Below are 21,922 nucleotides of genomic sequence, written 5' to 3'. Positions count from 1 at the left end.
CCTAGGTTTTGCTGCACATGCAAAACCCAAGCGCTATTCAAACCATTCGAACCGATACTGTTTTGGTAAAGCACACATGACAAGCTCATTGAGAGTCGATTACTGACTCGCCGCTTGAATCACTTCAATTTTGACATCTAATAAACCCGCCGAAGTATTGCCTATGCTGCTAAATGCAGATTTGGACAAATCTATAATTCGGCCCCGCACGAAAGGCCCTCTGTCGTTGACCTTAACCACAACCGTTTTACCATTCTTAAGATTTGTCACTTTAACCACTGAGCCAAAAGGAATTTCCTTATGTGCGGCCGTTTTTAATTTATGGTTATAACGCTCACCACTGGCGGTTTTCTTATTTTGATGTTTATCGCCGTAGAAAGAGGCTTGGCCAGACTCGGTAAACCCCTGCCAGTTTCCCGAATGGGTAGAAGAACAGCCTGACAAGGCCAAGGTGACTAGCAGCATTAAGGTCAAAGATACGTATTTGAGACTCACAGAACATCCCTTAGCAAATGAGTTCATCATCCGAGCAATGTACAGCAAAAATCCCTAAGAGGCACCCTTGCGCCACTTTATCCATTTAATTAGAGGGTTAACCAGAAAAAATAAAGCCCCTTTCGCATCGGCGTAAAGAGGCTTGAGAGGGAGCAAAACGACTTAGATGACTATCCAAGTCGCCTTGATTTCGGTGTATTTATCGAAGGAGTGCATGGATTTATCGCGGCCATTGCCCGATTGTTTGTAACCACCGAAAGGCGCCGTCATATCGCCACCATCATAATGGTTAATCCACACCATTCCCGAACGCAGTGCCTTGGCGGTTTTGTGCGCCTTGCTGATATCCGCCGTCCACACGCCAGCCGCTAAGCCGTAAATGGTGTCATTGGCTATCGCAATCGCCTCTTCCATGCCATTGAATTCAATGACAGATAACACTGGGCCAAAGATTTCCTCGCTGGCGATTTTCATCTTGTTGTGTACTTGGCTAAAGATAGTGGGTTGCACATACACGCCGCCCGTATCAGCCAGCACTTGTTGTCCACCATGGACTAAACTGGCGCCTTCATCTTGGCCCGCCTTGATATAGCTTAAGATTGTATCGAGTTGCTGCTTATCGACCACAGCGCCGCTGACGGTAGCGGGATCCAGCGGATGCCCGGGCTGCCATGAGGCGAGTTCTTCAGCAATCAGCGCAATCAATTGATCTTTAACCCCAGATTCCACCAGCAAACGCGAGCCTGCGGTACAGACTTCACCTTGGTTAAAGGCAATGGCTTCGGCCGCCGCCACCGCTGCCGCTTTAAGATCGGGCGCATCGTTAAATACAATGTTCGGGCTCTTACCGCCAGCCTCGAGCCACACCCGCTTCATATTCGATTCGCCCGCATAAATCATTAATTGCTTAGCGATTTTTGTTGAGCCAGTAAAGACTAAGGTATCGACATCCATATGCAGCGCCAGTGCCTTACCGACCGTATGCCCATAACCCGGCAGTACGTTTAGCACGCCCTTAGGGATCCCGGCCAGTACCGCAAGCTCGGCGATACGAATCGCGGTTAAGGGGGATTTCTCCGAGGGTTTAAGAATAACGCTGTTACCCGTCGCCAGCGCTGGCCCCAACTTCCAACAGGCCATCAATAACGGGAAGTTCCAAGGCACAATCGCCGCCACCACGCCAACCGGTTCGCGGGTGATCATGCCGATTTCATTATGTGCCGTAGGCGCCAGCTCATCGTAGAGTTTATCAACGGCCTCACCCGACCAACGGATAGCACGGGCGGCGCCGGCAATATCTACCGCCTTTGAAAAACGGATTGGCTTACCCATGTCCAAGGTTTCTAACAGGGCGAGTTCATTGGCGTTTTCTTCCAATAACTCGGCAAAACGGATCATCACTTGCTTACGTTTAACGGGAGCTGTCTTTGACCATACACCAGATTCAAACACCTCACGGGCATTAGCGACGGCGATATTGGCATCCATCAGATCGCAACTGGCGACCTTGACTAATACGCGTCCGTCGATTGGGCTGACACAATCAAAAGTGCTGCCCGCTGCCGCATCGCGGTATTCGCCATTGATATAAGCCTTGCCATTGATTGCTAGGCTAGCAGCGAGGCTTTCCCAATCACTCCGTTTTTTAGGTGTACTCATGATGACCTCTTAATCGTTTGTATTTGTTTATTTTAGCTTTATTGGGATGAGGGCTATCTCGACGGCCAAATGCCAAAGATGACCTAAGTCGTTAACTGCTGCTTAGATTACGCTGTTCAATCATTAATATTCAATATTTTTTACAAAAATAGCATTTTTGCCACAAATAACTGCACACACCTCTTCCATGTTCATTATTTCTAACATAGCATAGCAAATATTAGCCACCCTTAACGCAGACCTGACCTCATTTAACAAGGAAAAGGACAAGGTAAACACTATGGCCGATTCACCCTACAACACAACGCATGAGCATCCTTCTCTCGAACATTATTGGATGCCCTTTACCGCCAACCGCCAGTTTAAAGCCAGCCCTCGCCTGCTCGCCCAAGCAGAAGGCATGTACTACACGGATATCAATGGCAACAAGGTATTAGACTCAACGGCTGGCTTGTGGTGTTGTAACGCCGGCCATGGCCGCCGTGAGATCAGCGAAGCCATTAGCAAGCAAATTCGCGAGATGGATTACGCTCCTTCCTTCCAAATGGGTCATCCCCTCGCCTTCGAACTCGCCGAACGGTTAACTGAACTCAGCCCTGAAGGACTCAATAAGGTCTTCTTTACCAACTCGGGCTCAGAGTCCGTCGATACCGCGCTTAAAATGGCACTCTGTTACCACAGAGCCAATGGTCAAGCGTCGCGCACTCGTTTTATTGGCCGTGAGCTGGGCTATCATGGCGTAGGATTTGGTGGCATTTCAGTAGGGGGCTTGAGCAATAACCGTAAAGCCTTCAGTGGCCAACTGCTGCAAGGTGTGGATCACCTGCCCCACACCTTAGATATTCAAAATTCAGCCTTTAGCCGTGGCTTACCTAGCCTAGGTGCCGAAAAAGCCGAAGTCCTAGAACAACTCGTCACACTCCACGGCGCTGAGAATATTGCCGCCGTTATCGTTGAACCTATGTCGGGTTCGGCGGGGGTGATTTTACCGCCACAGGGTTACTTAAAGCGCCTACGGGAAATCACCCAAAAACACGGCATCCTGTTGATTTTTGACGAGGTGATCACCGCCTTTGGCCGCGTTGGTGCCGCCTTTGCCAGCCAGCGTTGGGGCGTTATCCCCGACATAATCACCACGGCCAAAGCCATCAATAATGGTGCAATTCCAATGGGCGCCGTGTTTGTGCAGGATTTTATTCACGATACCTGTATGCAAGGCCCCACCGAACTCATCGAGTTTTTCCACGGTTATACCTACTCAGGGCATCCAGTAGCGGCGGCCGCGGCGCTCGCTACGCTGTCCATCTATGAAAACGAACAGCTATTTGAACGCAGCTTCGAACTTGAGCGTTATTTCGAGGATGCCGTTCACAGTCTAAAAGGTTTGCCGAATGTGATTGATATTCGCAACACCGGATTGGTCGCAGGCTTCCAACTCGCGCCGAATAGCCAAGGCGTAGGCAAACGCGGTTACAGCGTGTTCGAGCATTGTTTCCATCAAGGCACGCTCGTGCGGGCGACGGGCGATATTATCGCCATCTCCCCACCGTTAATCGTAGAAAAACACCAAATAGACCAAATAGTTAACAGCCTAAGCGATGCAATTCGCGCCGTAGGATGATGCACAATTTTTTATCTAACGCCCAAATTGGGGGCAATTGAAAGGTTACCTATGCTGACAATGACTCATTATGTGAATGGCGCGCACACCGCCGCCAGTACAAGAAGCCAAGAGATTTTCGAACCCGCTACGGGAGAATGCCGAGGTCAGGTCTCCCTCGCGAGTCGCGACGAAGTCTCCGCCGCCATTGCTATCGCCAAATCGGCCTTCGACACTTGGTCACAGGTAACGCCCCTCAATCGTGCTCGTGTGTTATTTAAGTTTAAAGCGCTGGTCGAGCAACATATGGATGAGCTGGCGCGGCTGATTACCTTAGAGCACGGCAAAGTGCTCGATGATGCGCGGGGAGAACTCATCCGCGGCCTCGAAGTCGTCGAATTTGCCTGTGGTATCCCACACTTGCTCAAAGGGGAGCATACGGAGCAGGTCGGCGGTGGTGTCGACGCTTGGTCAGTCAATCAAGCTTTAGGTGTTGTCGCAGGCATAGCGCCCTTTAACTTCCCCGTGATGGTTCCCATGTGGATGTTCCCAATCGCGATTGCCTGCGGTAACACCTTTATTATGAAACCTTCGGAGAAAGACCCAAGCGCGGTAATGCGTATTGCGGAATTACTCACCGAAGCAGGCCTCCCTGCAGGGGTATTTAACGTAGTCAACGGTGATAAAGAGGCCGTCGATACCCTGCTCAGCCATGAAGATATTCAAGCCGTCAGCTTTGTAGGCTCCACCCCGATTGCCGAATACATTTACAGCACCGCATCTAAACACGGTAAACGGGTGCAGGCCCTCGGCGGCGCGAAAAACCATATGCTACTGATGCCGGATGCGGATTTAGATCAAGCGGTTAGTGCCCTCATGGGCGCCGCCTATGGCAGTGCGGGCGAGCGTTGCATGGCTATTTCGGTGGTATTGGCCGTGGGGGATGTGGGCGACAAGCTAGTCGATAAATTATTACCGCAAATTCAACAGTTAAAAGTGGGCAATGGCCTCACCCCTGAAATGGAAATGGGACCTTTGATCTCCCGCCAGCACCTCGCCAAAGTCACGGAATTTGTCGATGCTGGCGTCCAAGAAGGCGCGACCTTAGTGGTAGATGGTCGTCAGTTAAGCGTGGCCGACCATCAGCAGGGTTACTTCTTAGGGGCCTGTTTATTCGATAACGTCACTCCAGAGATGCGTATTTACCGCGAAGAAATCTTCGGCCCAGTGCTGTCGATTGTGCGAGTTAAAGACTATGCCAGCGCACTGGCGCTTATCAACCAACATGAATTTGGCAATGGCACCGCCATCTTTACCCAAAGCGGTGAAGCTGCCAGACATTTTTGCCACCATGTGCAAGTCGGTATGGTCGGGGTTAACGTGCCCATCCCTGTGCCTATGGCCTTTCACTCCTTCGGAGGCTGGAAACGTTCACTCTTTGGTCCCCTGCATATGCATGGTCCTGATGGGGTACGTTTTTATACCAAACGTAAAGCCATCACGGCGCGCTGGCCCGTAGGCAAACAGACTCAGGCCGAGTTTGTTATGCCCACCATGAAATAACCTCGGTGGAGCCTATATGACCATGAGCGTAACCTCGATCATTCGCTTTGCCAGCGCACAGTCGCCGGTGGAAAGTTATCAAGTCGCCCCAGAAAAGCGCATCTCTGGTAACCCAACCCAGCAATTACAGAATCATTACTCTAGCCCCTGTAATCAATTCCATAGTGGAATTTGGCAAAGCGAATCAGGTGCTTGGAAAATCAACTACACTGAATACGAGTATTGCGAGATCCTCGAAGGGACCAGCGTCATCACAGATCTTGAGGGACAGTCACAAACCTTCAGTGTCGGCGACCGATTTATTATTCCTGCGGGGTTTCAAGGGGTGTGGCAAGTCGTTGAGCCTTGTCGCAAGGTTTATGTCATCTTCGAACAAAAGTGAGTTTCATAGGGGTGCTTTTTACCTCGTTTAACCAAGCTAAAGCGATTTAGCTTAACTCGCCATGAGGTCACAGCTACGGGGTTTCCTGAGTTGTTGTTTGGCAAAGCAACGAATGTACTAGCCTGTTTTAAAAGCTAAAAGAACTTAGTACATCCGTGTCAACCAAGAAAATGGGAGAAATACCGTGAATAACAACCTAAATAAAAAGCGGCTGGCACAAGTTGTTGGGCTCGCGCTAACGACCAGTTTATTCTCCGGCATTGCCGCCGCAGAAGTGTCGGGGGAAATTGGCGTAACCAACGATTATCGCTTCCGTGGCATCTCGCAAACAGCGGGCGATCCTGCGGTTCAAGGTGGTGTCGATTGGAGTTTTGAGTCAGGATTTTCGGTCGGCGCCTGGGCCAGTAATGTCGACTTTGACGAGCCAGGTTATAACGGTCCAGATATCGAGTACGACTTTTATGTTGCCTACGGCGGTGACATCAATGATAACGTCAGCTACGACGTGACCCTCAACCGCTATAACTATTCGGGCGAGAGTGATCTCGGCTATTTCGAAGTAACAGCTGGCGTCGAGTTTAGCGGCTTTCGCGTTGCCTATTGGTACACCAATGATTACGGTGGCAGCGATTTAGATTATCACTACGGCGAAATCAATTACTCCTATGAGTTTGTTGAAAACTGGAACCTCGATCTGCATTACGGCTACAACGTAGGCGATGCCTTAGACGATGGTGAAGGCTTTGATAGCTACTCGGATTATTCCGTTGGCGTATCTACCGAATTTATGGGATTTGGCCTGTCACTCGCTTGGCTTGGCACCGACTTGAGCGGCGATCAGAAAGTCTCCGACGGTGTGTGGAAAAACGACGATACCGTATTAGCAAGCGTCAGTTACGCCTTCTAATTCACACCCTGCAAATACTAAAAAGCCCTCTGTTGAGGGCTTTTTTATATCGCGTGATAACCGATTACCAGTGACGCATCTTATGGCCTTTAACGGCATAAAAGAGAATAAACAGGTAGCAAGGTAACATCACCATATAACCGCCCTGCTGCCCCATATCGGTGGCCGAACTCGTGAGTCCCCAAAACAGTGGACCGAAAGCACCACCCGCAATCCCCATGATCAGTAATGCCGAACCAGTGCTGGTGAGCTTACCTAAACCCGACAGCGCCAGAGGCCATACCGCAGGCCAAACAATCGCATTGGCTAATCCTAAGAAAGCAATGAAGAGTAAGGTATCAGGCAAGGCCACACCGCCGAAAGGCACTAACAGCGCATTGGCAATCGCGTAGGAATGGTTATCCCCAAACAGTATGGCTAGGGTCAGTAATAGACCAAGAATCGCCGAAATCATCAGTGCCGTTGGCTGAGAGATAAAGCGAGGAATAAGGATAATCCCTAAGGTATAACCCAAAACCATACACACCATAGTGTATGAGGTCATCACACCGTAATGTTCAACGCCCAGTGATAAGGCAAAAGTACCGATAGTGTCGCCAGCAATCACCTCAACCGCCACGTACACAAATAGCGCGATAACCCCAAATGCGAGGTTAGGATGGGATAAGGCCGCTTTGATTTGGCCTTTATCTGTGTGCTCGGCCACTTCATCTTCATTAGAGAGTTCTGGCAGTGGAGATTTTTTAACAGCAAGCGCCAACACCCCAATAAAAATTGCCATACCGAGGTAAGGGAAAACCAAACTGTTTGCCATTTCATCAATTTGCACTTGGGTTAACGTAGTGCCAATGCGGTCTTTAAAGCTATCTAAAATCAATGCAGAGAAAACTAAGGGGGCAATCACCCCCGCACCTTTATTCAAAATGCCCATCACACTCACTCGGGCCGCAGCAGACTCTTCCGGTCCAAGGCGAACCACGTAGGGATTGACCGCCGTCTGTAAGAGGGTTTGGCCTGTGCCCATCACTAATTGCGCACATAAAAACAGGCCGAATATTTGGGTCTTAGCCGCAGGAATAAACAGTAAGCCGGCGAGCATCATGATGCCCATCCCCAGTGCCATACCATTTTTATAACCCACTTTACGGATCACCCACGCCGAAGGCAGCGCGGTAAAAGTCACTGCAATGTAGAAAGAGAACAGGATTAATGAGGCTTGGAAGGGATTGAGTTGCAAAATTTGTTTTAAATAGGGCATCAAAGATCCATTCAACCACGTTGCGAATCCGAGGATGAAAAAGAGTGCTGCCACTATCGCCATGGGGAGAAAACTGCTTTTCTGCTGGCTTTTATCGAGTGTCATTTCCATAAACCTGCTTCTTATAGTAATTAATTTTTAAGGTGATGGCGGGACTAAAAACCGCTGAGTATTCCGCACATCCGTATCGCAACTCATCTGCAATGGCTAATGTTATCATCCGAACGCACCATTGTTTCAGTGATGTTAAAACAAACAACGCAAAAAGACAACGCTGTCATTTGCGATTTAGCCCGCAAAATGGCCTTGTTTGCCCAGAATGAGCCCTAAACTCTCAGTTAACCGCTGATTTACAACCAAAGATGCCATGCGCCCTTTGTTTGCTAGAAATAAAAAAGCCACAGAGGTGAGTCTGTGGCTTTGAGAAAAATCTGCTATCGACGTTAGATCCGCACAAAAATGTTGCGACGATACATCCAATACAGCACTAACCATTGAACGGTGAGCAAAGCAATCACGGCCGCCAAGGGCTGAGCATTTTCTGGCAATGCCGCGATGACGCCACCGAACACACTCTGGGCGATATATTTCCAATCCACCAGACTAGAGGCCAAATAAATAATGATGGCGTTAGTGCCTATCACCACAAAAATAAAGGCGAGCTTTTGCCATTTGAGCACATCCACTAGGGCATAAAACAGCGCTAACAGCAGCATGCTCCAACCGCTAGTGACCAATACAAATGAGCTTGTCCACAGCTCTTTATTGACGGGAATAACCCCATCCAGCAACCAGCCTAGGGCCAAACAAACACCACCAGCAACGCTCAATAAGCCAACCTTAGCCCACTCCCCTTTTGGATGGGATTTCACAATAAAGTGACCGACAAACACACCCGCTAAGGCGTTGACTACGGCGGGCAGTGTCGATAACACGCCTTCAGGATCGGGCGTTCGTCCTTGATAACTCACACCTGGCAATAAAAGGCTATCCACATAAGCATTGATTGACTCAGTGGGTGATAACACTCCAGCCTGTCCACCAGGAAACGGCAACCAGAGTTGCACCGCGCCATAGGCCACTAATATGCCCAAGGCCACCAGCACTTGGGTCCTCAAACTGGTATGCCAGACCAGCAAGGCAGCAAAAAACCACGCAAAGGCAATTCGACCTAAGACGCTGGCATAACGGACTTTTTCAGGATCGACAGGCGCTCCCGTCCCCCAACCATGGTTATAAAGAATGCCAAGCAACAACAAAAGAAACAGACGTTTAATCCCGTGGCGATACACAGGCATACGCTCATGCATTGGCAGTTTATCTAAGCGTTTTGGCGATAATCCAAGGGCAACACCTGAGAGGAAAATAAACAGCGGAAAAATCAAATCATAGAAGCGAAACCCATTCCACTCACTATGGTGCATTTGGGTATCACCCCATTGCCAGCCAGCCCAGCCCGTCAAGATAAGCAAGGCGCCAAATAGGGCTTCGCCACCTAAAATCCAAAACATATCGAAGCCGCGCAAGGCATCGAGGGACATCAACCGCGGTTTTGACTGGCGCTTTTTCGCGGCAGCATTCTGAGCATTCACGCCCGTATTAGCGACAGATTCCGGCGCAGTCGTACTCATACCATTATCCTTTATTATTGTTATTTCACTTATTTTATAACTTTTGAGCAAAATGCAGACTGTACAATAAAAAAACTTAGCCCCTGTCATCAAAATAAGACAAGGGCCAAGGTTAACGCTTTACTGACTCAACCCACACTAAGGGCGAACATAAACCGCATTTCCAGCAATATAGTTGGCCAGCACTTTATATTGATTATCCAGTAGCACTAAATCGGCACGCTGCCCAACCGCTAACCGACCTACGTTCTTGGCAATGCCAAGGAACTCGGCAGGATACAAAGACGCCATTCTCAAGGCCTCTCCGAGCGGTAAACCGAGCATCTTCACGCTGTTCTCAACCGCGGTCGCCATGTCTAACACACAGCCTGCCAGTTCACCCGTCACTGCATTTAATCTATCGCCGACACGCAGCACCTGAGTACCAAACAGCTCAAAACTGGTTTCATCATCCATGCCGACTGGCGGCATGGCATCGGTCACCAACATCACCTTGCCACGGGGTTTAGCGCGCAAGGCAACCCTTGCGGCAGCTGGATGCACATGGTGGCCATCGACAATCAAACCACACCAAGCGGTTTCGCTCTCAATCGCCGCGCCTACCACGCCAGGCTCTCGGGAACCTAAGGGTGACATAGCATTGTAGAGGTGAGTAAAGCCTGTCGCCCCCGCCGCTAATGCTGCGACAACGGTATCATAGTCCGCATTGGAGTGGCCTAAACACACTTTAACGCCCGACTCCACCAACAGGCGGATCACCTCGGGCGAGACATTTTCAGGTGCTAAGGTCACCACTCGAATACCTAAATCCTGACGGCAAAAAATCGCCAGTTCTGCCTCAGTGATCTCACGGATAAAACCTTGTGGATGAACGCCTTTTTTAGGTACCGAAAGATGCGGGCCTTCAAAATGTACGCCTAATACGCCTGCACTCTTTTGCGCAACCGCACTGGCAACCGCATCGGCAGCCTTGGCCATCACCTGCACATCATCGGTGATAAGCGTGGGTAAAAAGCCTGTGGTACCAAAGCGAGCATGCGCCTTACCTATGGTTTCAATGCAAGCGACCGTTGGGCTGCTATTAAATAACGCGCCGCCACCGCCGTTAACTTGCACATCGATAAAACCTGGCACTAGGGTGCCTGGGTAGCGAATTTCCTTTGCACCCGATGCGGTGTCTAAGCTGGCTATCAGCCCATCCTCAATGGTGACTGGCACATCCCGATGGAAGGCTTCACCATCAAACAGTTGCTCGGCAATTAAGGTGAATTTCATCCCAAACCTCTTTTCAAATTAACGCGGCGACAACGGCCATCCATTACAGCGTTTGAGTGACTTTTTTCAGCCCAGCGGGTTGGTCTGGGTCAATACCACGGGCAATCGCGACTGCCGCCACATCGATATAAAAACGTTGTAGCAGGGCTAACGGCGCAACACGTGGGTGAATATCCGTCGACGTTTGATTTAAATGCACTAAATCGGCGCCACGTTGGCTCACATTTTCAATCTGTTCGATATGGCTAGCGTACGACTCATCGCCGATGCAGACATCCACAATCGTGAGTTTTTTCTCCACTAAGGTCACAGGACCATGGAGAAACTCAGCACTACTAAAGGCTTCGGCGTGGATAGAACACACTTCTTTTAACTTAAGTGCGATTTCCTTAGACACTGCATAACCTAAGCCACGGCCTAACACGACTAAGTTTTTCACGTTTTCAACCGATGCTGGAGTCAACTGTGGCTCAGCATCGACCGCAGTTTGCAGTGCTTGAGGTAACGAGTTAACTGCGGCGGCGAGGGATTCGTTCTGCGTCCACGCCGCGGCTAATTGTAGAATCGCCGACAGAGTTGCAAGGTAGCTCTTTGTTGCGGCAACGGCTTTCTCTTCGCCAGCACGTAATGGCACTACCACATCGACGATATCCTTGATTGGCGCGGTTTCATCGTTCACTAACGCCACACAAAACGCGCCTGCGTTTTTCGCCATACGCGCCTGGGCTAAAATATCAGGGCTGCGGCCAGATTGCGAAATCACAATCACTAATCCGCCTTCTAACTTCAAGGTTTTACCGTAAACGCTGGCCACAGATGGCGCGGCGGCAAAGGTGGGGACACCCGCTTCGATTTCAAAAAGATATTTAGCAAATACACCTGCATGGTCCGATGAACCACGGCCCACAATCATCACAAAACGGGGATCGAAAGCACGCAGTTTTTCACCTAACTGCTGCATTAAATCGGCGTTAGCGGCTAACTGACCCGCAATCTTCTGCGGCGCGGTGCGAGCTTCTTGCTCCATAATAGTGTTTGTCATGTTATTTACCTTACAAATCAATACGGGTATTGCTTTAGCACTGATGCGCTAAAACGGCTTATTCATTAATGTTGACTGAGTTAAATTGCTGCTGAGCGAAGTACATGGCACCCAATTCTGGCGGCGCTAAGGTTTCAGAAATCTTGGCCACCACATCGCTGCCAAGCCATGCCTGTAGCGGTTCGGCAAGACCACCGATCATTGAGAATCGCACTGGATTGAGGCTAAACAGCTTGCGGGCCATTTCACTGATGTAATCGGCGCCTTCCTGCACAATCCCGCGAGCGACTTCATCACCCGCGTTTGCGCAATCGAGTACGCTTCTGGCCAATTCGGCATAGCAACTCGAAGACTTACCGGCGAGATGCTCGACTATGCCCAAGGCATCACTTACCCCAAAATGGTTTAACAGCATCTTGGTTAAAGCTGTCGGCGCGGCAAAGCCATCGAGGGCGAGTAACACATGCTCGGCGGCTTTTAAACCTAACCAAGCCCCACTGCCCTTATCGCCCAGCGCAAAACCGTGTCCGCCAATGCTTAAGCTGTCATCACCTACATGGGCATAACCGCAAGAACCTGTACCCGTAATGATCACCGCACCATCCGCGCCGCGGTGTGCACCGATACAAGCGGTATGAAGATCGGTTGTGACATACATAGCAGCAAACGGATGCTGCCAGCTGATCACGTCCTGATACAGGCGCGGCACATTGACTCCTGCCAGCCCTAAGCCCGCAACCAGTAAATGGCTGTCGGTTTCCTTCATGCCCGCATCCAGCAGAGCTTGGCGAGTCGATGCTTCAATAGATGCAAATGTTTGTGCAAGACCATGCAGCGGATTAGCGCGCCCAGCAACACCTGTCCCTAAAACGGTACCGTCCGCAGTATAGATAGTGGCTCGGCACTTACTGCCGCCCCCATCAACACCGATAAACAGTTGTTGATCTTTTGTCTGGACTAACCCCATGACACCCCTCTTCATCTCTTAATGCAGCGCTACCGTTGCTTATACTTATGCCGTTAATACGACACTCAACTTTAGTTAACTCAATGTTACAGCAAAAATGACAGCGTTGTCATTTACTTTTTGAAGCAATTTCTAATCAAATGTCAGGCGAAAGAATTGACTGAAAGTGAAAAAGAAAAAGGCTGTATTTTTATTTTAAAATACAGCCAGATATAGCTTTTTATTAATTAACGACTAAGCTGCGACCTTTACGTTTTCCATCGGCCGCAATGGCGCGGATCTCAACAGGGCCCGTTACCGCCTGTCCAGCTTGATAGGATTGCCACTGCCCACTCGCTTGTCGCCATTCAATTTTAAGTCCTGGATAAGCCACGTTGGCAAACAGTTTACCGTCACTGATCTCGGCGCCGACGGTCGGTACTCGGTAATCGATACCCGCCTTATCGAGTTTGATAAACTCCTTATGCCCTAAGGTGTTAGCCATTTGCTGCCAAGATTGCGCCTGAGCCTCACGCATCGCTGCGGTGAAATGCCCCGTTGTTTGATTATACAAAGCGCCTTGATATTGGTATGGCACTTCCCACGCGGCTTGATGCCAAGCACGCTCAGCCAGCATCAGTAAACGCGGGAAAATCATATATTCCACAGTGTTATCGCTGCGGATGGTTTCACTCCAGAGCTGGCCCTGTAATCCGGCAAAGGCTTTACCTTGTTCCCTTGGGCCGGATTGTTTGCCCTTCTCATCGGTTCTGGCCCTATCGTCGGCCTCAAAAGGCAGATTTTGAATGTCGGTCCACTGCTCCGCGTTTGCCACTAAGTTGTCCGGCATAAAGCTAAACACTTTGTGTGCGTTGGTTGCGCGGCTTGCCCAGTAGTAGCCATGCTCCTTAGGATCGGCTTCATAGGGGAAATCAAAGTACAGCACCTCAGGATTTGAGAGCACCACATCCCAGCCGTTGTTGACTTGTTGATTGGCATGCTCGTAACCCTTATAGGCAATCACATCCCAAATGTTGGATTGGACTTTCGCAGGCATATTGCTTGGGCGAACATGGCTCATACCATCGCTCCAACCCGCCGCTTCGATGCCTTTACTCGCGAGTTGATTCGAAATGCGCTCGATAAAGTACGCCCCTAAATCGTCGATGGATTTCACACCTTTATCGTTATTGGCAACAAAGTCCAAACAAGCTGGTGATTGCTTCCACGCCCCTGCCGTTTCGTCGGCACCGATATGGTATCGAGTTAATGGCTGGCCCGCCGCTTGGTGTAATTTTGCAATTTCGTCAATGACTTTATCGACAAACTGATAGGTCGACTCCATGCAGACGTTCAAGGTGTTATCGTTGTAATACTGCACCGAAGAATACACTGTGGTGTCCGCCGCATCCGACAACAGATAAGTTTTCGCCTCCTCAGCTTTACCTTCGGCCACTAGCTTACGGTAACGCGCCTCCATCGATTTTATCGCCGCGCGGCTATGGCCTGGCATGTCCATCGAAGGGATCACTTGAATTTGGCGCGCATCGGCATATTTAACGATGTCGATATAGTCTTGTTTGCTATAGAAACCGTTAACAGGCACATCCGCAAAAGGCCCGCTGCCAAGCTGCGGTAACAGACAGGTATTTTCCTCAAGATCGTGGCAACGCTTACTGCCAATATCGGTCAGTTCCGGCAGGCCATCAATCTCTAGGCGCCAGCCTTCATCGTCGGCCATATGTAGGTGCAATTTGTTGAGCTTGTACGCCGCCATTTGATCCAGCAGGTCAAAGATCAACGCCTTGCTATGGAAGTTACGGGCCACGTCGATATGCATACCACGGAAGGGATACCTTGGGCTATCCTCAATCGTCATGGCATTGACGCGCAGATCCTGCACATCAATCAAACTGGCCAGTGACGATAACGCATAGGAAAACCCGGCAGCATCGGCAGCGGCAATCTCAATCGCATCCGCTTTGATATCCAGCAAATAGCTGCCCTCAGCGCCTTGACGCCAGTTCAGCTTTACCGCCAAACCTTGTTCTGACTCGTTAACGCCTAAGCGCGCTAAGCGGGAAAGTGCCGCCGCCAAGTGTTTAGGATCCAAAGGTTGTTGCGCCGCAGATGCGTTAGTGACCGAGCCGAAATCCAGTTTAATACCAGAGGTCAGTGACACGGCTTTATCTTGGCTGTGGATAGCGACTTTTTGTGGCGTCGGAATAATGGTATTGACCGCTAAGCTGGCATCTTCACTGACCTGTTGATTATTACTAAATAACTGTGCAGGTGTGGCTGGCGCTAATTTGTCCGCATCGGTTCGGCGATACTGCTTCACCATATCGGTGTACGCCTCAACATAGGGGCGCACTTCCATCTGTGTCTCAGGATCTTGCTGCACTTGCGTGCTGGCGATCACCACTGGCGATAAATCGCCTGCAACAATGTAATAGTTTGGCATGGCATCGGTTTCAGAGAGCTGCCACAACTCACCGCGGAACCTTAGGGTCTTTTTCTCGCCCTTGCTAAAACCGCTAAATGCCTCGGTGGGCGCGATGCGATAGAGATCGCCCTTAATATGCGTAATACTAAACTCTTTGCTTTCAACGGCTTGAACTGGGCGCATTTGGCTAAAATAAATCGCCCAATCACGGCTCTTAAGCTCAACCTCTGGGACAAAATCGATTTCAGCAACAAAACAGCGACCTTCGGCGGCGGCTTTGTCACAGCTATCGTCGGGCCTGTTAGTCAGCACGCGATAACTCACGCCCAAGGTATCCCCAAACTGCTGCAATTGCGTTTGGGTTAATTGGTTAGGCTTAGCTTGCTCAGCAGTACTTGAGCTAGGCACAGCATTGGTTTTAGGCGCATCGCTACAGGCCGTTAAGCCCAGAGCCAATAAAATCGCGGTGGCGGCAATCGTTTTATTCATGATATTCCTTTTCTAGCTTCAGAAATGGCTACAATCTGAAGGAAGTTACTAACGTCCGCAGTCTTTCCCCTTGGTGAAACAGTCGCTCACTCGATTGTGCTAAGTGCTCACTATCGAGGGAGGCTGAACCTGAGACATTGGCAAGATCATTTAATGTACGAGAAATCGCTTCGGTGACGCAGGTTTGCTCCTGCGCCGCATGGGAAACTTCGATATTCATATTACTGATATTGGAAACTAAATCAGTCACTTTAGACAGCACTAGCTTAATTTCTTCCGAACGGTTGACCCCTTGATTGGAGAGAGTCTGGCTCGATTGCATCACATTCACGGTTTCGGCAACTCGGCTCTGCACCTGTTGGATCATTTTTTGGATTTCTCCCGTCGCCTGTTGGGTGCGGCTCGCTAAAGAGCGCACTTCATCGGCAACAACGGCAAAACCACGCCCCTGCTCACCCGCTCTGGCGGCTTCAATGGCGGCATTTAGGGCGAGTAGATTAGTCTGTTCGGCAATGCTGTTGATCACCACCACAACTTCATCAATACGCTGGTTTTCCTGTTGCAACTGCGACACCGACTGAGCCGAACGTGCTAACTCAGCCGCAAGTTGGCGAGTAATGGCTAAGCCCGAGTCAAACTGACGCTGACCATCGTCAACTGCTCTATCGGCTTGGGTTGCCGCATCGGCGGTACGTTTAGCATTGATGGCCACTTCGTTGGCACTGGCACTCAATTGACTGACGGCCGTGACCGCGGCTTCGGTTTCTTTAAGCTGAGCTTGCACACGCTGGTTGTTGCTTTGCGACAAGGTTCCAAGCGCCTTAGCATCGCCCAATAGCAGAGCAGAGGTTTCATGCACCCTTGAAATCGTGCCGTGAATGTGTTCGACAAAACCGTTGAAAGCATTGGCGAGTTTGCCAATTTCATCTTCAGTTTCAACGGGTAATCGATGACTTAAATCGCCATCACCATTAGCAATCTCTTCTAACGCGGTGACAACCTTATCTAATGGGGTGATCACTAAACGCTTTAAAATAATGAAAATCACGAAGAGGCTGCCCGCTAAAATCAACAAAGCCTGTATAAAGTAGCTCAGCAACAACTCGGATAACTGCGCTTTTACGGGCAAAATGGAAAAAGTAATGGTTAAGCGTCCGGTAGGATTACCTTGGTCGCTGAACTGTAACTCTCTTGTTTGTAGATAGTTGACGGCAACTTCCTCGACTTGTTTATCCTCAGCAAGCAGTTTACCGCGATGATCCATAACGGTAATTTGATAAATTTGTTCAGACTTTAACATGACGGATAATACAGCCCGGATCTGTTCGTAATCGTAGGTAAAAATAGGTTGCGCCATAGTGACTTGCAGATTAGCGACCGTATTGTCTTCAAAGGCCATTTCACCGCTCATCAGCTTATCGCTCGCCAACCAATAGGACGCCCCAAACAAGGCGCTCACGATCGTAAATATCGCCGCAGCTAGCCCAATTTGTACTTTTAAGGCTAAATTTTTCATTATGTTGCACCTTGCATACTAAATAGATCTAACCACAGCTCTTGGCGTTCAATCGGCGTTAAGGGATGTAAATCTGGCGTATCTAAGCGGATAATCACGCGCCGCTCAAACTGCGCATCACGGTAGAGCTTGTCTATCTTAAGCTCACGATTAAACATCTCATCAAAGCTGCCGTCGCTTATCATATTTTCGAGCCCGGCTAAGATTGCCGCCGCTAACTCGGGACGTTTGGGGGAGACAAAAAAATATGCCGGCGAGCGATATTGCAGCAGGATGTGAGTATCGATTTTCAGCGCAGGATCGGGGTGGCTTGCGAGTTCATCGCCAATTTCCTGGGCGCCGAGGGCAAGGTAATCGAATCGCCCCCCCTCTAACATCGGATACAGATTGGTGTATTGATAGCTAGTCACGACAGGCAAACCATTGGCTTCTAGGATGCTGGCATCGGGCCAATAGCGGTTTTGCCCTGCTTTTAATCGCTTAAAATCCGCCAGCGTTTTTACATTGGCAAATCTAGCCTCATCCGTTTTGCGGATAATTAACAGGCGGTTACCGAGTAATCCCTTAAACAAAGGGATACGAACCGGGAGCACGGTTTCCTCAAGCTCTTTAGAAGTCATGCTCCAAAAAACATCGACAGTACCAGCCAACGCTTCTTCGACCTTACGTTTTTGGTTCATCTGCGTCGACATTTGTTCGACCTGATAGGACTGACCAGAGCGGCGCAGCGCCTCTTTGAGGAGATTAAACTGCCACTGCTGTTGGATTGTGGTCACTATCTTGATGGGAGCGAGATTATTTGCCGTAGAACTGCCTGCAGTAGCGGCATTTGTAAGCGTAAACGACGCCGACTCCACGGCGGCTATCGCGGTGAAACTAAAAGCGCAAGCCATAGCGCTCGCCCAGAGTCCAATGATGGGCATCAGCAAACGTTTAGCAAAAGTAGTTACTACACTGCCAAGCAATGTAGCAATATGAATAACCATGAATCGCAGCCTCTTTTTTATGACTGGAATATCCAGCGAGTTTTATTTTTTAATGCCGCTAACTTGTCTGCTTATCCTAAGCAAGGTCGCTCTACCTAAAAAAATGGCTGGGCACTGCTTACAGTACCCAGCCAACGCTAGTTTCTGGGGAGAGACTATCAAAATATTAAAGACAAACGTATCGCCGCCCGACCAGCAATACTTCTGCCAAGTACATGAATAAGGAGACCTCATCCTCTTCATGCAGACCTTACAAAACAACGAATCACACAAGCAGATGACAGCGTTGTCATTGATTAAATTACACAAGAAAGAACAGGTTTTCTACATTTTTTTGACATTTATCGGTATTTTTTTAGTCAAAATACTTTTAACCATTAAATATCAATAAATTATGTTTTAACTTTTTATTTCCACACCAGTGTGACAACGCTGTCTTTGACTGATAACATGCATGCAACAACTCATCCATCCCACTCAATAACTCAAAATGCTGCCATATGGTCTTATCTTCAAACGTAGACATATTAACCTCGGTCAATATTATCGAACGTTGGCAATCGTCCTTGTGCTATTGAGTGCATGGCTATGTTGGTTAGTCCAATTTCATCAACCCATTGAGTTAATAAAACAATACGGTCAATTTGTGTTTTTGGGGATAACGGGAGCCATCTTTGCAAACGCCACTGGAGCGGGAGGTGGAGTGATCTTTATTCCGGTTTTCTCTAGCTTAAATTTCAGTGAAGTTCAGAGTGTCTCCACGTCATTTATGATCCAATGTTTTGGTATGACGGCAGGGGCGATTTCATGGTCAAGCTACTATCGACGACACCATCACCATGACAAAACCTGGTCAGGCTTTATTCCAAGCATTTTATTAGCGGCAACCAGCTCAGTGCTTGGCCTTTGGAGCAGTCAGTTATGGCAATTGAACTCACCTTCCTCGCTGCATACCAGCTTTAGCCTTTTTTCCATCCTATTAGGGATAGCGATTATTATCAGCAGCCAGAGGCATACTCTTCAAAGCCATCGCCTCAACGCCCTAGACTATTGCTGGCTAGCAGTAATTGGTTATTTGGGCGGGATCATCACCGCCTGGTTATCGGTTGGCGTGGGCGAGCTGCTAGTGATCTATCTGATGTTACGGGGAGTGTGTGCCAAGATGGCCGTTGCCATCGGAGTGGTTGTCTCGGCAATTACCGTCTGGTCGGCAAGTCCGATACATGTGTTTACAAGTAGCAGTCATGCCCTATTCGAACTGGTACTGTTTGCAGGTCCAGGTGCAATTATCGGTGGTTTATTAGCGCGAAAACTGGTGCTATTTCTCCCAGTCAAAACCTTAAAGCTGTTTTTCTCAAGTTGGATTATCTTGACTGGGAGTGTCATGCTCGCAAACTAATATTGAAAGCTCGCTATCTTATTTATCCATCACTAAATCAATTAAACTTAATGAACAAAGATGCGCATAAATGGCTGAATAGAAACCCCGTTTCGCGAAATTCAGCAAAGTCGCATCATCAAGCTGCTGTAGTTTAGGCTCATCAATCGTATAGATCCCGTCGATGTTGGTTTTCGTACCATCCAGCGCTGTCACTGTAAGTGTTCTTGGTTGTAATAACTCATGCTCCAACAATACTTTGATAAAGTACTTCGTCATATCTTGGTAGCTAGCTTGTAAACCCGCGAGTTCGAGCTTCTTGGACAAGTAGTCCGTTTTCTCACCAGTCTCAGAAAATAATCGGTGAGTTTCATTTTCAGCCACGGATGAGTTGTTAATGTCGATACCTAAGATAATCTTTTCCTCATCGACATGGGTCATGCCTAATGGATACAGCTGCACTTGAATAGGTAAGTATCGTGATTGCCACTGCCCATTTTTTAGCAGCTTATTGGTATTAGGTTTTAGCGCGGTAATCGCGATAGAGACAAACTCGCCAGTTTGGTTATTCTTTGTAAATACAATAGGAAAGCTTGTCGCAGCCGACATAAACTCTTGCACTTGCAGTGGTAGCATATGCACAGTTTCAAAGTAGCTGTAATCGACCTTATCACCAATAGCCAAATTCTTATGACTCGAGTCATTTAAAGGTACAAATTGTGTTTTCATTATATTTTTCCTTTTTACCCATTAAATTTAAAACGATTAAATAGATTGCAAACCATAGGTACAGATTTTATCGAGCAATTCCCTATGCTCAGGCAAACCATCTAGCATCTGTTGTTTTACCTTCGACATGTTGTTCATATACATGTTCAAAGAGGCCTGTGTTGCCGATGAGCCGCCACGCAAATTAGTCTGATATTTCATGCCATAAAGCACGTATAAATAATTGTCTAAGTTAAACACTTCAAACTTAGATGGAAAATCTTCAGCAATAGGACTATAGGATTTCCATAGTTCGAGTCGTTGCCTTAATCCTTCGGGAATAGTCTCTGAAGCCTGATTATCTAGCCAAAATGACGAGTCAGTTCTATCCGATAAACAGTAATGTAGTTTGGCAAATTCAACGACCCGCTCCCATGCGTAGCCCACGGTATCATTAAATCGCTTTGCTAAGTAATCAACATCATCTGTATGCACTGGAAAACGTTCTGCCAGAAAACGTGCAGAGAAATCCGTTAACAATATGGATGTCGCTTCAATTGGTTCTAAAAAGCCTTGAGCTAACCCTAAAGCTACACAGTTTTTTACCCAAAACTGTTGACGATGGCCCACTGTCATTGGAATTTTACGATGGGGAACATCGGCAAGTTTGCCACCGAGATAATGGTCAAACTTTCGCTCTGCCTCTGACTGCGCCATATGAGCTGACGAATAGACAAATCCCGTGCCTCGGCGCTGGGTCAATGCTATATCCCAAATCCAACCCGCTTGATGGGCCGTTGCTTGAGTATAAGGAGGGATGATATCCGTAGGCTGCGTTGGGATTTGCGCGACTAACGCAGTATCAATAAACAGTTGATGCGCTTTACTAATAAATGGCACTTTTAGTGCCTTAGCTAACAAAATGGATTCAAAGCCACTGCAATCAATATAAAAATCGAAAGAGAGAGTCCCTTCCTCGGTCTGCAAAGATGAAATTGCACCATCATCGCCTAAACGAACATCCTGCACAGTGGCAAAAATGTGCTCAACGTTGAATTTCTCAATCGCATTTTTAGCCAGTAATTTAGCAAATTTCGCCGCATTTAGATGATAGGCATAGCCTAACACTCCGGCATATTCAGGTGTCGTGATTAGCTTTGGCGCTTTTGCAGCCTCACAAACAAGATGCTGGGGAGAAACATAATCAGCAAAATCGCCTTGTTTCTCGCCCAACCAAGCAGAAACAGTGTCTACACCTTGTAAATTGATGATATCAAATAGATGGTGGTAGAAATTATCCTTACCATGTCGGGCTTTATCTAACCAATTGACAAATTTAATTGACTGCTTAAATGTCACATCGCATGAGCGAATAAACTCTGATTCACTGATCCCAAAACTCTGTAGTGATTTCCGAATGGACGGTACAGTACCTTCACCAACACCGATGATAGGAATATCAGGAGATTCAATCAGCGTGATAGATAGCTCAGAGCGCCCCTGCAACACTCGCCCTAAATGATTCGCCGCTAACCAACCTGAAGTCCCGCCCCCTATAATGGCTATTTTTCTGATTGTCATAACGCGCCTCTAAAAATTGCATAAGCTGAGTTTATTGTTGGTGTTTTTGATAATAAAAAG

At 48.4% G+C, this 21,922-nt stretch carries 17 protein-coding genes; 5 read left to right on the top strand and 12 right to left on the bottom strand.

Going from position 1 to position 21,922, the window contains the following annotated elements; translation table 11 throughout:
- Positions 1-99: 99 nt before the first annotated feature.
- The gene (locus ACUZ8J_RS05525; RefSeq protein ID WP_374916760.1) at positions 100-465 is read right to left on the bottom strand and encodes a septal ring lytic transglycosylase RlpA family protein; all 366 of its coding nucleotides are present in this window, start codon (positions 463-465) and stop codon (positions 100-102) included.
- Positions 466-657: 192 nt separating this feature from the next.
- On the bottom strand, positions 658-2,154 hold the full coding sequence (locus ACUZ8J_RS05520) for an aldehyde dehydrogenase (RefSeq protein WP_446693301.1): 1,497 nt from the start codon (positions 2,152-2,154) through the stop codon (positions 658-660).
- A gap of 280 nt (positions 2,155-2,434) precedes the next feature.
- On the opposite strand from ACUZ8J_RS05520, the gene ACUZ8J_RS05515 reads away from it, so the two are divergent.
- The 4 genes from ACUZ8J_RS05515 to ACUZ8J_RS05500 all read left to right on the top strand — a co-directional run bounded on the left by ACUZ8J_RS05515 (position 2,435) and on the right by ACUZ8J_RS05500 (position 6,606).
- Positions 2,435-3,775: an aminotransferase class III-fold pyridoxal phosphate-dependent enzyme gene (locus ACUZ8J_RS05515; RefSeq protein WP_446693300.1), complete on the top strand. Its 1,341-nt coding sequence runs from the start codon at positions 2,435-2,437 to the stop codon at positions 3,773-3,775.
- A gap of 51 nt (positions 3,776-3,826) precedes the next feature.
- The gene (locus ACUZ8J_RS05510; RefSeq protein ID WP_446693299.1) at positions 3,827-5,317 is read left to right on the top strand and encodes a CoA-acylating methylmalonate-semialdehyde dehydrogenase; all 1,491 of its coding nucleotides are present in this window, start codon (positions 3,827-3,829) and stop codon (positions 5,315-5,317) included.
- A 16-nt stretch (positions 5,318-5,333) separates the two neighbouring features.
- Positions 5,334-5,699, top strand: a complete 366-nt coding sequence (locus ACUZ8J_RS05505) for a cupin domain-containing protein (protein WP_011623678.1) — start codon at positions 5,334-5,336, stop codon at positions 5,697-5,699.
- Between the two features lie 184 nt (positions 5,700-5,883).
- A complete protein-coding gene (locus ACUZ8J_RS05500; protein WP_126511732.1) occupies positions 5,884-6,606 on the top strand; it encodes a TorF family putative porin in 723 nt (240 codons plus the stop codon).
- 64 nt (positions 6,607-6,670) lie between these two features.
- On the opposite strand, the gene nagP is transcribed toward ACUZ8J_RS05500, so the two are convergent.
- The 8 genes from nagP to ACUZ8J_RS05460 form a co-directional block, all read right to left on the bottom strand.
- Entirely contained in the window at positions 6,671-7,969 is a 1,299-nt protein-coding gene (gene nagP / locus ACUZ8J_RS05495) for an N-acetylglucosamine MFS transporter NagP (RefSeq protein ID WP_109285592.1), read from the bottom strand.
- Positions 7,970-8,307: 338 nt separating this feature from the next.
- Positions 8,308-9,495: a transmembrane glucosamine N-acetyltransferase NagX gene (nagX, locus tag ACUZ8J_RS05490; protein ID WP_446693298.1), complete on the bottom strand. Its 1,188-nt coding sequence runs from the start codon at positions 9,493-9,495 to the stop codon at positions 8,308-8,310.
- A gap of 138 nt (positions 9,496-9,633) precedes the next feature.
- The gene (gene nagA / locus ACUZ8J_RS05485; protein WP_446693297.1) at positions 9,634-10,770 is read right to left on the bottom strand and encodes an N-acetylglucosamine-6-phosphate deacetylase; all 1,137 of its coding nucleotides are present in this window, start codon (positions 10,768-10,770) and stop codon (positions 9,634-9,636) included.
- A gap of 43 nt (positions 10,771-10,813) precedes the next feature.
- Positions 10,814-11,812: a glucosamine-6-phosphate deaminase NagB-II gene (gene nagB-II / locus ACUZ8J_RS05480; RefSeq protein ID WP_446693296.1), complete on the bottom strand. Its 999-nt coding sequence runs from the start codon at positions 11,810-11,812 to the stop codon at positions 10,814-10,816.
- A 58-nt stretch (positions 11,813-11,870) separates the two neighbouring features.
- Complete coding sequence (gene nagK / locus ACUZ8J_RS05475; RefSeq protein WP_169548102.1) at positions 11,871-12,779, bottom strand: N-acetylglucosamine kinase; 909 nt, start codon at positions 12,777-12,779, stop codon at positions 11,871-11,873.
- Positions 12,780-13,002: 223 nt separating this feature from the next.
- Positions 13,003-15,693, bottom strand: coding sequence for a family 20 glycosylhydrolase (locus ACUZ8J_RS05470; RefSeq protein WP_446693295.1), 2,691 nt, complete (start codon positions 15,691-15,693; stop codon positions 13,003-13,005).
- Between the two features lie 28 nt (positions 15,694-15,721).
- Positions 15,722-17,209, bottom strand: coding sequence for a methyl-accepting chemotaxis protein (locus ACUZ8J_RS05465; RefSeq protein WP_446693294.1), 1,488 nt, complete (start codon positions 17,207-17,209; stop codon positions 15,722-15,724).
- The gene (locus ACUZ8J_RS05460; protein ID WP_446693293.1) at positions 17,209-18,195 is read right to left on the bottom strand and encodes a substrate-binding periplasmic protein; all 987 of its coding nucleotides are present in this window, start codon (positions 18,193-18,195) and stop codon (positions 17,209-17,211) included. Before ACUZ8J_RS05460 ends, ACUZ8J_RS05465 begins: the two co-directional genes overlap by 1 nt.
- A 490-nt stretch (positions 18,196-18,685) precedes the next feature.
- Between ACUZ8J_RS05460 and ACUZ8J_RS05455 the strand changes: the two genes are divergently transcribed.
- A complete protein-coding gene (locus ACUZ8J_RS05455; protein ID WP_446693292.1) occupies positions 18,686-19,594 on the top strand; it encodes a sulfite exporter TauE/SafE family protein in 909 nt (302 codons plus the stop codon).
- An 18-nt stretch (positions 19,595-19,612) separates the two neighbouring features.
- Here ACUZ8J_RS05455 and ACUZ8J_RS05450 read toward each other — a convergent pair whose 3' ends face one another.
- Positions 19,613-20,302 carry a SapC family protein gene (locus ACUZ8J_RS05450; protein WP_446693291.1) on the bottom strand — a complete coding sequence of 230 codons (690 nt, stop codon included), beginning with the start codon at positions 20,300-20,302 and terminating at the stop codon, positions 19,613-19,615.
- Between the two features lie 36 nt (positions 20,303-20,338).
- Positions 20,339-21,862 (bottom strand): tryptophan halogenase family protein, encoded by a 1,524-nt coding sequence (locus ACUZ8J_RS05445; RefSeq protein WP_446693290.1) that lies wholly within the window; start codon positions 21,860-21,862, stop codon positions 20,339-20,341.
- Positions 21,863-21,922 lie beyond the last annotated feature (60 nt).

The sequence above is a fragment of the Shewanella sp. Koi 1 genome, assembly GCF_052907445.1.
The sequence above is the reverse complement of the archived record's forward strand: the minus strand, read 5'-3'. Positions and strand labels throughout refer to the sequence as shown.